Origin of the sequence: Methylobacter arcticus (genome assembly GCF_050917435.1) — a bacterium.
Lineage (GTDB): Bacteria > Pseudomonadota > Gammaproteobacteria > Methylococcales > Methylomonadaceae > Methylobacter_A > Methylobacter_A titanis.
In genome coordinates this window covers 435,430-448,513 of record NZ_CP159583.1, presented here as the reverse complement: position 1 = coordinate 448,513, position 13,084 = coordinate 435,430, and the positions used below count along the sequence as shown (strand labels likewise).

General features: G+C 48.7%; 13 protein-coding genes. 9 read left to right on the top strand and 4 right to left on the bottom strand.

What is annotated here, in order from left to right:
- Positions 1–11: 11 nt before the first annotated feature.
- Both folK and pcnB read right to left on the bottom strand, forming a co-directional pair.
- Positions 12–515 (bottom strand): 2-amino-4-hydroxy-6-hydroxymethyldihydropteridine diphosphokinase, encoded by a 504-nt coding sequence (gene folK, locus ABXJ76_RS02205; protein WP_432743686.1) that lies wholly within the window; start codon positions 513–515, stop codon positions 12–14.
- An 11-nt stretch (positions 516–526) separates the two neighbouring features.
- Positions 527–1,915 (bottom strand): polynucleotide adenylyltransferase PcnB, encoded by a 1,389-nt coding sequence (gene pcnB, locus ABXJ76_RS02200; RefSeq protein ID WP_432743684.1) that lies wholly within the window; start codon positions 1,913–1,915, stop codon positions 527–529.
- A 214-nt stretch (positions 1,916–2,129) separates the two neighbouring features.
- Between pcnB and ABXJ76_RS02195 the strand changes: the two genes are divergently transcribed.
- The 5 genes from ABXJ76_RS02195 to ubiD all read left to right on the top strand — a co-directional run bounded on the left by ABXJ76_RS02195 (position 2,130) and on the right by ubiD (position 7,763).
- On the top strand, positions 2,130–2,309 hold the full coding sequence (locus ABXJ76_RS02195; RefSeq protein ID WP_432743682.1) for a hypothetical protein: 180 nt from the start codon (positions 2,130–2,132) through the stop codon (positions 2,307–2,309).
- Positions 2,310–2,780, top strand: a complete 471-nt coding sequence (locus tag ABXJ76_RS02190; protein WP_432743679.1) for an RDD family protein — start codon at positions 2,310–2,312, stop codon at positions 2,778–2,780.
- 71 nt (positions 2,781–2,851) lie between these two features.
- The gene (locus tag ABXJ76_RS02185) at positions 2,852–4,210 is read left to right on the top strand and encodes an HDOD domain-containing protein (RefSeq protein ID WP_432743677.1); all 1,359 of its coding nucleotides are present in this window, start codon (positions 2,852–2,854) and stop codon (positions 4,208–4,210) included.
- Between the two features lie 8 nt (positions 4,211–4,218).
- On the top strand, positions 4,219–6,306 hold the full coding sequence (prlC, locus tag ABXJ76_RS02180; protein WP_432743675.1) for an oligopeptidase A: 2,088 nt from the start codon (positions 4,219–4,221) through the stop codon (positions 6,304–6,306).
- A complete protein-coding gene (ubiD, locus tag ABXJ76_RS02175; protein WP_432743673.1) occupies positions 6,303–7,763 on the top strand; it encodes a 4-hydroxy-3-polyprenylbenzoate decarboxylase in 1,461 nt (486 codons plus the stop codon). Before prlC ends, ubiD begins: the two co-directional genes overlap by 4 nt.
- A 133-nt stretch (positions 7,764–7,896) precedes the next feature.
- On the opposite strand, the gene ABXJ76_RS02170 is transcribed toward ubiD, so the two are convergent.
- Both ABXJ76_RS02170 and ltrA read right to left on the bottom strand, forming a co-directional pair.
- Positions 7,897–8,862, bottom strand: coding sequence for a class I SAM-dependent methyltransferase (locus ABXJ76_RS02170; RefSeq protein WP_432743671.1), 966 nt, complete (start codon positions 8,860–8,862; stop codon positions 7,897–7,899).
- 119 nt (positions 8,863–8,981) lie between these two features.
- Complete coding sequence (gene ltrA, locus ABXJ76_RS02165; RefSeq protein WP_432743669.1) at positions 8,982–10,352, bottom strand: group II intron reverse transcriptase/maturase; 1,371 nt, start codon at positions 10,350–10,352, stop codon at positions 8,982–8,984.
- Between the two features lie 755 nt (positions 10,353–11,107).
- Here ltrA and ABXJ76_RS02160 point away from each other — a divergent pair.
- The 4 genes from ABXJ76_RS02160 (at position 11,108) to ABXJ76_RS02145 (ending at position 12,901) form a co-directional block, all read left to right on the top strand.
- A complete protein-coding gene (locus tag ABXJ76_RS02160; RefSeq protein ID WP_432743667.1) occupies positions 11,108–11,347 on the top strand; it encodes a tetratricopeptide repeat protein in 240 nt (79 codons plus the stop codon).
- Between the two features lie 143 nt (positions 11,348–11,490).
- Positions 11,491–11,724, top strand: a complete 234-nt coding sequence (locus ABXJ76_RS02155) for a hypothetical protein (RefSeq protein ID WP_432743665.1) — start codon at positions 11,491–11,493, stop codon at positions 11,722–11,724.
- Positions 11,724–12,164, top strand: a complete 441-nt coding sequence (locus ABXJ76_RS02150; protein WP_432743663.1) for a type II toxin-antitoxin system VapC family toxin — start codon at positions 11,724–11,726, stop codon at positions 12,162–12,164. The genes ABXJ76_RS02155 and ABXJ76_RS02150 overlap by 1 nt, the downstream gene beginning before the upstream one ends.
- Positions 12,164–12,901, top strand: coding sequence for a transposase (locus tag ABXJ76_RS02145; RefSeq protein WP_432743661.1), 738 nt, complete (start codon positions 12,164–12,166; stop codon positions 12,899–12,901). Before ABXJ76_RS02150 ends, ABXJ76_RS02145 begins: the two co-directional genes overlap by 1 nt.
- The last annotated feature ends 183 nt before the right edge of the window (positions 12,902–13,084 follow it).

The following is a 13,084-nucleotide window of genomic DNA, read 5'->3' as shown; positions in this document are numbered from 1 at the left end:
TGAAGAGGAACTCAATCCAGCCGTTTTAGTTCATTCATGGGACACTGATCAAGCAGGCCGGCAATATTGCCTTTTCCGGGCACCAACAATTGCGGAGCAATCTCATACAAGGGGTACAAAACAAAAGCCCGTTCAGCAATGCCTACATGAGGCACTGTTAAATCAGGCAGTTCAATCATCTGATCGCCATAGATCAATATATCCAGATCCAGCGTTCTTGCTCCCCAGCGCTCAGATTTCCTGACCCGTCCCTGAGCGTTTTCGATGCGCTGCAGACAACGCAGCAAAGCTATCGGCGGCAAACCGGTTTTAACGCCGATCACCGCATTAACGTAATCAGGCTGATCCTGCGGCCCCATAGGCGCGCTGTGATACAAACTTGAAAAAGCCAATTCCTGCACGTCGGCTAGCTGCGTTATTGCAGTGCGCGCTGCTTGTATTTGCTCTACAGGGTTTGCCAGGTTACTGCCCAAACCTATATAAGCGACTACCCCATCAGTGACTAGATTTTTCATGACTCAATACATTAAGATTCTGTTTTTGGCGCGCTGTCTTTAGGCTTTCTATGGTAGCTTCTTTTGCGTCCCGACTTGCTACCCTGTGAATTTCTGGGTGGTTGCGTCATTTTTCTTTGTTCATTTTCACTGGCATTCTGATATCGAGTCCACCATGCAGCCAACTCTGGATCCGCCCCTCCTGTCTCTGAACGCAAGAGCAAAAAATCATAACCCGCCCTAAAGCGAGGGTGCCCGATTAAGCGACTGGGTTTGGAGCCGATACGCGCATTGAATTTGGGCTGCATATTCCAGACCTCACGCATAGCCATACTGATATGGCGTGGAAGAGCCGTACTTTTAATCTGCCTGGCAATGATTTCACTAGCGGCATCCTGATAGGCAATATATTCGACTTCGCCTTTCTTCATTTTTTCTTTCGCCAGTATCTGCACCGACTCCCATAAAAAAGCGGCCCATAAAAAGTAAGCGGTAACCGTTTTACCCTCGGCTATCCTGTTATCCGAATTTTCCAGCGCTTTAATCAACAACAACCGGGGGAAACCGTTTTCTTCAATCGCCAAACTGTTCTCTGTGGACGGAAACAGTACTTGGAAAAGCCCGTAATGCCTGAGCATTTCAAAAGTTTGTAATGCATAGCCCGATAAAAACAGCTTTAACGCTTCATCATAAAGCCTAGCGGATGGAATGCTCGCCAATAACTGCGCGTCGTTGTGTATCGCTTTTTCGCAATCACTATCCAGCTTGAAACCGAGTTTAACGGCAAAACGTACTGCCCTCAACATCCGTACGGGATCTTCACGAAAACGCATTTCGGGATCACCAATAAGCCTGAGAATGCCGGCCTTATGGTCAGCCATGCCGCCGACAAAATCCACTACCGAAAAATCTTTGATATTGTAGTAGAGCGCATTAACGCTAAAATCCCTACGCCAAACATCTTCCTCAATGGTGCCGTAGACATTATCCCTTAACAAACGCCCTTCATTATTGAGCACTTGTTTGTCGCTTTGTTCTTCTCCCGCACCTCGAAATGTCGCAACCTCAATAATTTCCCGGCCAAAGTGCACATGCGCCAGACGAAACCGACGTCCGATTAGTCGACAATTACGAAATACTTTCCTAACTTGATCAGGATCGGCATTGGTGACAACATCAAAATCCTTAGGCTCCCGTCCCAACAACAAATCACGCACACAGCCACCGACAAGGTAAGCTTCGAATCCCTCCCTTTGCAGACGATATAAAACCTTCAACGCGCTCTCACTGATCATTGATCGTGAAATATTATGCTCCGCGCGCGAATATATTTTGTTTTTTGCAGCAACAGGTTCAGTTTCATTTCTGACTGAACTAATAATTTTTTTAAAGAAGTTTAAAATAGTCTTTACACCCTGCATTATTTTTCTAATTATATTGATTATATCATTGCTAATGAATTCTAACCCAATCCGCAAGTTTCTTTTACATTCCCCTTTTGAATGGAGTAAAATTACCACTCTGATTTTTTTACCTGCAATTCTAATTTAGATCATATTGCACACACCAGATAAATATCAGACAACCATTTTTTAAACATGCGCACAAACATTAGCGTGCTTGACTGGGATTGTTATGTTCAAAAAGATTCTTAATGGCTTAATTGACCAACCTTTGTTCACCAGCCTTTTTGCAACAGATTTCTTCATTCTGCTGTTTCATAGGCCGCCATTCTTATTTTCCCTGGTAATGCTGGGAGCACTGATGGTGATGTGCATGTATTTTGGACAAAAACTAGCTTTATTTAAAATTTAGTTGGCCGTATCAACAAAGAGCACACAGCAAAAATCAGGTAATTATCTCATTGCTAAGCCTGGTTTTTTACGTCGACTAGCAGCTATGTTTTACGACCTCTTGTTGCTAATCGCTGTTTTATTTGTTGCGACTGCACTGTTGTTACCTCTAAATTCAGGCCAGGCTTTCACGGCCCAACAATTCCTTTTCCCCCTGTATCTGCTGCTAGTCAGCTTCTTCTTTTATGCCTGGTTTTGGACGCATGGTGGGCAAACATTAGGCCTGCGCGCGTGGAAAATCAAAGTACTCACCCTGGATAGAAAACCCCTCACCTGGAAACAGGCCTTGCTCCGTTTCTCTATCGCCATTCTTTCATGGGGTTTTTTAGGACTAGGCGTCTTATGGATTCTTATTGATAAAAATCAGCGCAGCTGGCACGATCATCTATCCAAAACAGCCCTATTTTTTGATACTCACGACTCAGATCACTAATCCATTACATTTATAAAATATAAAATCACATACCTTCCAGCCAGCCGACTAAATTTATTAGTGATGTCATCATGAATTGGTTTACCAAACTATTTTCCAAGCGCACCCAAAGTATTGCCCCGAAAAAAAAACCAGACATCACCCCACCCAATCATCCAAATAGTTCACTTAGTTGTTCGGAACCCGTCTTCACCGAACATACAAAACTGTCGCTGACAGCGCTAAAAAAACTGGCTCCACTTCGAGACATGGACGACGTTTATGTAGAGCAACTAGCTCACACGACCCTAGGCTATGCTCAGGGTTCCGTAATTTTTAGACTAGGCCAGAAAACCCATTTAGTTTTTTATCTACTGGAAGGCAGCATTGAATTTCAGCCGGATAGCGACAACCGCTACACTCTGTCGGCAGAGTCATCGCTGGCCAACCTGCCGCTTAATAGCGGCAAGATTTGCGGAGCAACCGCATTCGCTAAAACAGACATTACAATTCTGGCGATTTCGGGAGAATTTATCTGTCGATGGTCAGGTCAAAGCCGACAGCAGGCAGTTACCGTTGAACTTATTGATATTGAGTTACCTGAACAAATAGCCGGCAACCGTTTTTTTACCAGCTTTTCGGAGGCCTACCGGGAAAATAAATTAAGCCTGTCTTCATTGCCCAATGTCGCTTTAAAATTAAAAAAGGCCATGGAGCGGGATTTAGGCATCAATGAGGCTGTCAAAATTATCGGCATGGATGCATCTATCGTAGCCAAACTGATCCAGTTGACCAATAGCCCGATATATTTGCCCATTTCACCCATTACCAGCTGCCATATGGCGGTTACTCGCCTGGGCTTGGATCAAACGCGCAAACTGGTCATGGGCATCAGTCTAAAACAACTGTTCCGCTGCCAAAATCCGCAACTCATGGCTAAAATGCAAACCTTGTGGAAAAACAGCCTCTATATATCCAGCTTGAGTTTTATACTTGCACAGGAAGACGGTACGGTCAACCCTGAAGATGCCTTATTAGCCGGACTGGTCTGCAACATAGGTACAATACCGATATTGCATTTTGCCGAACAGTATCCAAACGAATACCCGAACTTGGATGTATTGGACTCGGCTATCCCATTTCTAAACCCGCCTGTAGGCTCGCTGGTACTGCACACTTTGGGCTTTGCTCCGGAATTAGCCTGCATCCCCAAGCACGCCGAAGACTGGTTCTACGAAAGTGAGAGCGATCAGTTGAGTCTGGTTGATATAGTCATATTAGCCAAGCTGCACAGTTATTTCGGCACCAACAGAGCTAAGGAAATACCTTACCTGAACTCTATACCTGCCTATGCTAAACTTAAAAACAACAAACTAACCCCGGACTTTTCTTTAGATGTACTGCACAAAGCACAACATCGCATCAATGCAGCCATGAACTTTCTTTCTTGATACCACTTATGAACAATCCTTTATTAGCCAACTCCACCCTGCCGTTATTTTCCCAGATTAAACCGGAACACGTAGTCCCGGCAATTGACCAACTACTAACCGAAGCCCGTTCGTCGATAGAACAGCATCTCGGCAATTGCTCCGGCATTGCTCTACCTCCTGCATCCATGCAAGTCGTTCAAGCCACACAACATTACACGTGGAAAAACCTGATCGAACCCTTGGAAGATATAGACGATAAGCTCAACAAAGCCTGGTCTCCGGTCAGCCACATGAATTCGGTGGTCAACAGCGATGAACTGCGTGACGCCTACAACGCCTGCCTGCCCAAACTCAGCGCCTATTCTACTGAAATGGGACAAAACGAAGCCTTGTTTAAAGCCTATCGTTTTATTGCCGACAGCGATGAATTTGCGACACTGGACACCGCCCAGCAAAAAATCATCCGCAACGCCCTAAGAGATTTCAAATTATCCGGCATAGACCTGGACAAGGAAAAACAACAGCGTTACAAGGACATCAGCCAGGAATTATCCGCTCTTGCCAGCAGTTATGAAGAAAACCTGCTGGATGCAACCAATGCCTGGAGCAAGCTGATCAGGGACGAACAGGATCTGGCCGGACTGCCTGAATCGGCATTGGCTCAGGCCAAGCAGGCCGCGGCAAGTCAAGACGAAAACGGCTGGATGATCACGCTGCAATTCCCGTCCTATATTTCGGTAATGACTTACGCCGATAACCGCGAATTGCGTCGAGAGCACTACGAAGCCTTCGCCACCCGCGCTTCCGAACTAGGCCCTCATGCAGACCAGTGGGACAACAGCGAAAACATGGAAAAAATCCTGGCCTTGCGCCATGAAAAAGCCCGTTTGCTGGGCTTTGCCAATTACGCGGAACTGTCGCTGGCAACCAAAATGGCTGAAAAGCCGGATGACGTAACTAATTTTCTCGAAGATTTGGCCGACCGATCCTGGCGACATGCGCGCAAGGATCTGTCCGAATTGCGTGAATTCGCCAACCAACACTACGGCATTAACGACCTGCAATCCTGGGATATGAGCTATTTTTCGGAAAAAATGCGCCAACATTTTTACCAATTGTCGCAAGAAGAAGTGAAAACCTATTTTCCGATCACCCGCGTGTTGCCCGGACTGTTTGCCATCGTCGAAAAATTGTACGGTTTGCAAATAGCAGAAATCAGCGATTTTGACAGTTATCATCCCGATGTGCGTTTTTTCCAAATCCATGACCAGGCCGGATCACTGCGCGGCCAGTTTTATCTCGACCTTTATGCCCGCGCCAAAAAACGCGGCGGCGCCTGGATGGACGATTGCGTAGGCCGTAAGCGATTTGACGATACCATTCAAACTCCGGTCGCCTATCTGACCTGCAACTTTACTCCGCCTCATGGAGACCAACCGGCATTACTGACGCATGACGACGTTACCACGTTGTTCCATGAGTTCGGTCACGGCCTGCACCACATGCTCACCCAGGTGGATCATCTGGGCGTCTCCGGCATTAACGGCGTGGAATGGGATGCAGTCGAACTGCCCAGTCAGTTCATGGAAAACTGGTGCTGGGAGCAGGAAGCACTGGCGCTGATATCCGGCCATTATCAGACCGACGAAAAATTGCCGGACGCCTTGTTTGATAAGATGATCGCGGCAAAAAACTTTCAGGCCGGCATGATCATGGTCAGGCAACTGGAGTTCAGCCTGTTCGATTTTAGGATTCACCGGGACTACGACCCAGAAAAAGGCGGCCGCATCTATGAAACCCTGGAACAAGTCAGGGAGCAGGTTGCCGTTGTTTCTCCGCCTAAATTCAACCGCTTTGCCCACAGCTTCTCGCATATTTTTGCCGGCGGTTATGCGGCGGGCTATTACAGCTACAAATGGGCGGAAGTATTGTCCAGCGACGCGTTTTCGCTGTTCGAAGAAAAAGGCATTTTCGACCAGGAAACCGGCAAAGCCTTTTTGACCAACATCCTTGAAAAAGGCGGCAGCGAGAACGCGATGGAATTATTTATCAACTTCCGCGGCCGTAAACCCACTATTGACGCCTTGCTCAGACATAACGGCATAACGGCATGAAATACAAAGACCTGCGCGACTTTATCAAACAACTGGAAAAACAAGGGGAACTCAAGCGCATTACCGTTGAAGTCGACCCCTACCTGGAAATGACCGAAATTTGCGACCGCACCTTAAAACAGGGTGGCCCCGCATTGCTGTTTGAAAATCCCAAAGGCGCCAATATTCCAGTACTGGCCAACCTTTTTGGTACGCCGCGTCGGGTCGCAATGGGTATGGGCGCAGACTCGGTCACCGAATTACGCGGTATCGGCGAGCTACTGGCTTACCTAAAAGAACCCGAACCGCCAAAAGGCATGAAGGATGCGTGGGAGAAATTCCCTATATTCAAGCAAGTGTTGAATATGGCACCTAAATTAATCAGCTCCCCGCCTTGTCAAGAACTGGTAAGAGCAGGCGATGAAATCGATCTGGGCGCTTACCCTATCCAGACCTGCTGGCCGGAAGATGCCGCGCCCTTAATTACCTGGCCGCTGGTGATTACCAAAGGCCCGAATAAGGAACGGCAGAATCTCGGCATCTATCGCCTGCAAGTCATCGCCAAAAACAAAGTCATCATGCGCTGGCTGGCGCATCGCGGTGGCGCATTGGATTTTAAAGAATTCCAGGCCGCCCATCCCGGCCAGCCCTTCCCTGTTTCTGTCGCTTTAGGCGCTGATCCTGCCACCATATTGGCTGCCGTCACGCCGGTGCCGGACTCCCTGTCCGAATACGCGTTTGCCGGTTTATTGCGCGGCAGCAAAACCGAAGTCGCCAAATCACTGCTTAATGATTTGCAGGTTCCGGCCAGCGCTGAAATCGTGCTGGAAGGCTTTATCTATCCCGGCGAATTCGCGCCGGAAGGCCCTTATGGCGACCATACCGGCTATTACAATGAAGTCGCTGATTTTCCGGTATTCACTATCGAACGAATCACCCAGCGCCAAGCGCCGATTTATCACAGCACCTACACCGGCAAGCCGCCCGACGAACCGGCCATTCTGGGCGTGGCATTAAATGAAGTGTTCGTACCCATTTTGCAAAAGCAATTCCCGGAAATTATCGATTTTTACCTGCCGCCGGAAGGTTGTTCCTACCGTATGGCCGTCATCAGCATGAAAAAGCAATATCCCGGTCACGCCAAACGGGTAATGCTGGGGACTTGGTCATTCCTGCGCCAGTTCATGTACACCAAGTTTGTGATTGTCGTTGATGACGATATTGATGTGCGCAATTGGCAGGATGTAATCTGGGCGATAACCACCCGCATGGATCCAGTCAGAGACTTAACCATCCTCGAAAACACGCCAATAGATTATCTCGATTTCGCCTCCCCGGTTTCAGGCTTAGGCTCCAAAGTAGGGTTTGACGCGACCAATAAATGGCCGGGGGAAACCAACCGGGAATGGGGCAGAACGATCGTGATGTCGCCCGAGGTGGTCAAGAAAGTGGATGAGATGTGGGATAGTTTGTTTTAGCGGTGGGAGAGAGGGCAATCCGTGAGCTATTATTTTGATAGCTGAGCGCACAGAATCTGTGCCGGTTTCAATCGAGCAGCGAGTCCTGTAGGCATCGCCTACCATTTTACAGATACCCTCAGTCAGAATAGCCTTACTTGATCGCCCGTAATAAATTGCCGCAATACAGCTCCTTGCCGGTTTTTGTCGGCATCCACAGTTGTTTTATTTCCAGTTGATGCGCGGAAAAATACTGCTCGGCAATGTTTGCCAAATCGGTCAGTTCCACTTTAGGTGAGTAGGTGTTAACCATTAAAAAAGCGCCCGGATTCATCAGTCCATACGCTGTTTCTATCAAACCGGGCAGGTGATTTTCCAACTTCCACTTTTCGCCTTTGGCACCCAACCCCCAGGCGGGTGGATCCATGATGATGCCGTCATATTGTTTGCCACGTTTCAATTCGCGCCGGGCGAATTTTAACGCATCCTCATGCACCCATTTGATGTCGGAAAGGCTACTCGACAATGGTTCCATGCATGGCTCTACCTCCGGCATAACCCACAGGGATGCCGGGGATGCAGATTCTGCATGGAGCAAAATATCTGTCGCTGCAGTGGTGCGCTGCCTATTCTCGTTGGCCCAGGTAAGCAGTTGCTTGACCGAATCCACATGCACGACTTCCGCACCATTATCGCGGGCAACCAACGATGCCGCGCCGGTGTAGGCAAATAAATTCAAGATCTTCTGACCGGCGCTAACCTGCTCTTTAATAAAACGCCAGTTTGCCTGTTGTTCCGGGAACAGGCCCACATGCTTGAATTTGGTTAGTTTTAAGCTGAAGTTTACGTTTCCGTAAGAAATAAGCCACTGCTCAGGCGCATGCGGCTTGATGTTAAGCCAGCGGCCTTGGGTTGAAGATTGCTCTTCAAATTCCCAATGCGCCATCGTCTGCCATTGGGCGTAAGGCCACCCCGACTTGAAATTGGCTTGAATTTCCGGGCGGATGGTAATGACCTGTCCCCATCGCTCCAGTTTCTTGCCGTCACCCGCATCAAGCAGTTCGTAATCAGGCCAGGGCAAGCCGTATTCGCGTAGGATTTTTTCTTGTGCCATCCACATTTTATTTCTAGATGCCGGAGCGTTTTATTTGTTGAACGGCATAGGGGGCAGCTTTAAGCTGCGCCCCTGCCACACCACCTGGCATGCGGGTCCGCACCAGGCGGTTCGAGAAGTTGAGGTCATGTGAGTTTCGGAATGCCAATGCTGTCAAAATAGCTCACCGTGAGGACTTTGTTCAAGGCAGAGCCACTGTGACTCCACCATCGACCACCACCACCCGCTGTTTGCAGGGCCAACTCGTGTGACGCGCCAAGCTTTCGTAGCCCACGATAGATTGTGGTGCCAGTCCGCCAGTGCTTCAGTTGAATCGCCCTGAGTCGATGTCGCAGCCAAGAGTCCAAATCTTTGAACGTCGTTGGCGTTTGCGCCAGTCGGAAGTAGGCCTTCCAGCCGGGCATATACGCTTGCAGTTGTTCAGCCACTTGAGCCATGCTTTGTCCACCCACCCGGCGTGTGATGAGCCTGATGCGTTGCTTAAACGTGTCGAGCGCCTTGGGTGCCACAGCAATTTTGACCGTATCGCCTGACCACCGCCGAAGGCAGTAGCCAAGGAACTTGCGCCCAAATACCGGACCCACCTCGGTTTTCTTCTCGTTCACCCGAAGGTGCAGCCTCTCATACAGGTTCCTCAGAAAGCGAAGCACCCGCTCGCCGGCTTTCTGACTGTGCAGGTAAACATTGCAGTCATCGGCATATCGGGCGAATCGATGTCCCCGTTTCTCCAAAGCCTTATCCACTTCATCGAGCAACACGTTGGCCAGAAGCGGCGACAGCGGCCCGCCTTGTGGCGTCCCCTGTTCTCGCTCCATCACCATACCCTTGGCCATGATCCCGGCTTGTAGATACCGCCTGATCAGCCGTAGAACGGCCTTGTCGGCAATACGTTTGGCAAGCCTGTCCATGAGGATGTCGTGATTAACCAGATCAAAGAATCTCTCTAAATCCACATCGACCACAACCCGGTAGCCTTCTTGCGCGTATTGCTGTGCTTTGAGCACTGCATCATGCGCACTTCGGCCAGGTCGAAAGCCATAGCTGGACTCTGAAAAAGTCGGATCGATCAGCGGCTGCAAGACTTGCAGCAAGGCCTGTTGGATCAGTCTATCGACAACCGTCGGTATCCCCAACTCCCGCGTACCACCTGCCGGTTTTGGAATTTCCACGCGCCGCACGGCTTGAGGCCTATACGTCCCGTTTAAAAGCTCTGACCGGATTCGTGGCCAATGGGTCTTGAGGAATTCCGGAGTCTGCCCGATAGTCAGTCCATCGACACCAGCACTTCCCTTGTTGGCTTTGACGCGTTTCCACGCCGCAGCCATGCTCTCACGCGAGAGAGCCTGAGCAAGCAAGTCCTCCCGCCCCAAGCCTTCTTGTTTATGAAACGCCGGACGTGTTTCATCGCGTGCCGCATCGGCTTGGGCTTCACCCTTGCCGGTCACGACCCGCTCCGGTTTCCCGGACTTCTGATGCAGTACATTTCCAAGATTCATAACTTTTCAGCTCTCCTTCTCGTTTGGCCCTTCGCTGGTCACCCAGCTACTATGGCCTCTGCTGACTTCTCGTCCCGGCTTACGCCGTCGCCCTTTCAGGCGTAAAACGAGATCTCCCCAGGTAAGAACGTGATCCTTCCCCGCACAACCGCCAGATCTACGCCACCTCTCATTGACCACAAAAGCTTCGCAGTAATGTGCCTGCTCGCCTTGATTGGACGCGCCTCATATCTGATTTTTGTTCATCGGCTCACGGTTTCTTTCCACGCTTCCTTCCCACGCTCAGTCACCTTTGCGCAGTTGCGCTTCCATTCGCTCGCTGTGGTCAGCTCACGGGAGGACTTTCACCTCCGAGATCGCGCCCATGCTGGGCGCACACATCCTCCCCCGCCTAAAGGAAGGGGGATTCCTAGTTGCCTAAGAGTGAGTGTGTATTGCTACTGCTGACTGGTTTCTGCTGCTGACGGCATTATTGCACCGTTCACTTCACAGACTAACCCCGTCTATCCGACGGTTGTTTTACTTTTGTACGGTTATTCGAGACTTCACACAATTTGCTTGGTTATCGCTGATGGTGCTTTTGAAGTCTTTTAAAACTAAGTTGCCGTCATTGAGAGAGCCTAAGCGTCCTCTGGAGGCACCATTTGATTTTAACACAATAGAGATTCATACTATGGAAAATATGAAACTGAGCCGCTTACATCTCCGCCCTGAACGGCGAAGTTTTACGCTACTTAGCGATAAAAACAGCAGCCATGGCCAAAACATTCGCATCCTTCAAAGACGTCGGCAATCAGCTTGAAAACCATCACTATGCCGATGCCGCCGAACTTTACCGCGCGGCCTTGAAAATGCAGCCCGGCAACGCCGCAGCATCCATGGGTCTGGCGATGGTTCATAACCGCACCGGCCAACCCGAAGCCGCATTAAAGCTATTGCAGGGCGTGTGGAAAGCGATTGCCAACAGCAAAAATAAAGGGGTCAAAATAAAATAAAGGGGTCAAATAAAGGGGTCAGACACCTTAATAAAAGGGTCATAATAAAGGGGTCAGACACCTTAAAAAATACACATATCTGCACGACTTTTATTTTCCTGCTATATTATTCACGTACCTTCCTTAAATTGAGAAATTAACTTATGCGAACTTCTATAGATATTGATGATCAATTGTTACTTCATGCCAAGCATCAGGCTGTTCAACAAGGCTGTACGTTGAAGCAGATTTTGGAAGATGCGTTGCGTGATTTTTTTTCGCATCAATCCTCTTCACATGAGCCGGTAAGGTTAGAAACTTTTTCCGGGCCTGGTTTAAAGCCGGGTGTTAACTTGGATAATAATCGAAGTTTGAACGATATTATGGCTGGTTATTGATGTTTTTAATGGATGTTAATGTGCTGGTCTATGCACATAGGGAGGATGCGGCAAATCATTTGGCTTATCGCCAATGGTTGGAGTCGGTTATTAATGGTCAGGCGTCTTTTGCTTATTCGGAGTTGGTTTTGAGTGGTTTTTTACGGGTTGTGACGCACCCTAAAGTCTTTGAAATTCCTTCTACTTTATCAAGTGCGCTTCGCTTTACTGAACAAATCAGGGGGCTGCCTAATGCGGTTTGTCTTGCACCCGGTTCAATGCATTGGACTATTTTTGTCGAATGTCTGGCGCAGATTAAGGCAACAGGTAACGATATACCGGATGCTTATCACGCGGCGTTGGCGATGGAATGGAGTTGTGAGTGGGTGACCGCTGACAAGCGGTTTAAGCGTTTTAAAGGCTTGAAGTTGAGGCATCCGTTAACGTTGTTGAATTCTTGATGCCCAGAAAACCACGCTTTTATCAGCCAGGCATTCCTGTCCATGTTTTTCAGCGTGGACACAATAAGGCGCCGGTGTTTTTTGATGATGAAGATTATTTGGTTTATTTACGTTGTTTAAAGGCGTCGGCTGACCTATGCGGCTGCCGGGTTCATGCTTATGTGTTGATGACCAATCATGTGCATTTGCTGGTTACTCCTGAATCTTCAACAGCTATCAGTAGGCTGTTTCAAGGTATCGGGCGGCATTTTGTGCCTTATATGAATAAGACCTATCAGCGCTGTGGGAGTCTGTGGGAAGGCCGACATAAAGGCTGTATTATTGAATCGGAAGCGTATTTTTTAATTTGTATGCGCTATATTGAGATGAATCCGGTACGCGCGGGTATGGTCGAACATGCGGCGCAGTATCGTTGGTCAAGTTATGCGGCTAATGCGCAGGGGGTTGATAATGCGGTCATTCAGCCGCATGAACAATATTTGGCGTTAGGCCGCACGCCTGAAGCTAGGCAGTCGACCTATCGCGGATTATTTGCACTGAAATCCGATGCCGATGAGTTGGATATTATTCGTGCAAGTTTGTGCTCAGGTACGCCTTTGGGTAATGAGTATTTTAAAAAACAGATTGAAACTATGGCCGGACGTAAAGTTGGCTTAATTAAGCCGGGGCGTCCTTCTTGCCACTCCGGTTCGTCGCGAATACCTCAAATCAATGGGTCAGATTGGATTGATTTTTAATTAAAAAACCAGATAAACTGCAGCTAATTGTTTTTTTAGGATCAATTTTATGGCACGTCTCCCACGAATCATCATTCCCGGCCAACCGCAGCATGTTATCGTTGTCTCGTTCCCAAGCTCTGGCTTGCGAATGCCTATCGTCAAGCTCTGCTTGACGAGGCATTTTGTCGTATTGTTCTAGCG

Excerpts from the sequence above, each read along its gene's own strand:
- folK (WP_432743686.1), bottom strand. The coding sequence starts at position 515 with ATGAAAAATCTAGTCACTGATGGGGTAGTCGCTTATATAGGTTTGGGC.
- ABXJ76_RS02160 (WP_432743667.1), top strand. The coding sequence starts at position 11,108 with ATGGCCAAAACATTCGCATCCTTCAAAGACGTCGGCAATCAGCTTGAA.
- prlC (WP_432743675.1), top strand. The coding sequence starts at position 4,219 with ATGAACAATCCTTTATTAGCCAACTCCACCCTGCCGTTATTTTCCCAG.
- ABXJ76_RS02145 (WP_432743661.1), top strand. The coding sequence starts at position 12,164 with ATGCCCAGAAAACCACGCTTTTATCAGCCAGGCATTCCTGTCCATGTT.
- ABXJ76_RS02150 (WP_432743663.1), top strand. The coding sequence starts at position 11,724 with ATGTTTTTAATGGATGTTAATGTGCTGGTCTATGCACATAGGGAGGAT.
- ABXJ76_RS02155 (WP_432743665.1), top strand. The coding sequence starts at position 11,491 with ATGCGAACTTCTATAGATATTGATGATCAATTGTTACTTCATGCCAAG.
- pcnB (WP_432743684.1), bottom strand. The coding sequence starts at position 1,915 with ATGCAGGGTGTAAAGACTATTTTAAACTTCTTTAAAAAAATTATTAGT.
- ABXJ76_RS02195 (WP_432743682.1), top strand. The coding sequence starts at position 2,130 with ATGTTCAAAAAGATTCTTAATGGCTTAATTGACCAACCTTTGTTCACC.
- ubiD (WP_432743673.1), top strand. The coding sequence starts at position 6,303 with ATGAAATACAAAGACCTGCGCGACTTTATCAAACAACTGGAAAAACAA.
- ABXJ76_RS02185 (WP_432743677.1), top strand. The coding sequence starts at position 2,852 with ATGAATTGGTTTACCAAACTATTTTCCAAGCGCACCCAAAGTATTGCC.
- ABXJ76_RS02170 (WP_432743671.1), bottom strand. The coding sequence starts at position 8,862 with ATGTGGATGGCACAAGAAAAAATCCTACGCGAATACGGCTTGCCCTGG.
- ltrA (WP_432743669.1), bottom strand. The coding sequence starts at position 10,352 with ATGAATCTTGGAAATGTACTGCATCAGAAGTCCGGGAAACCGGAGCGG.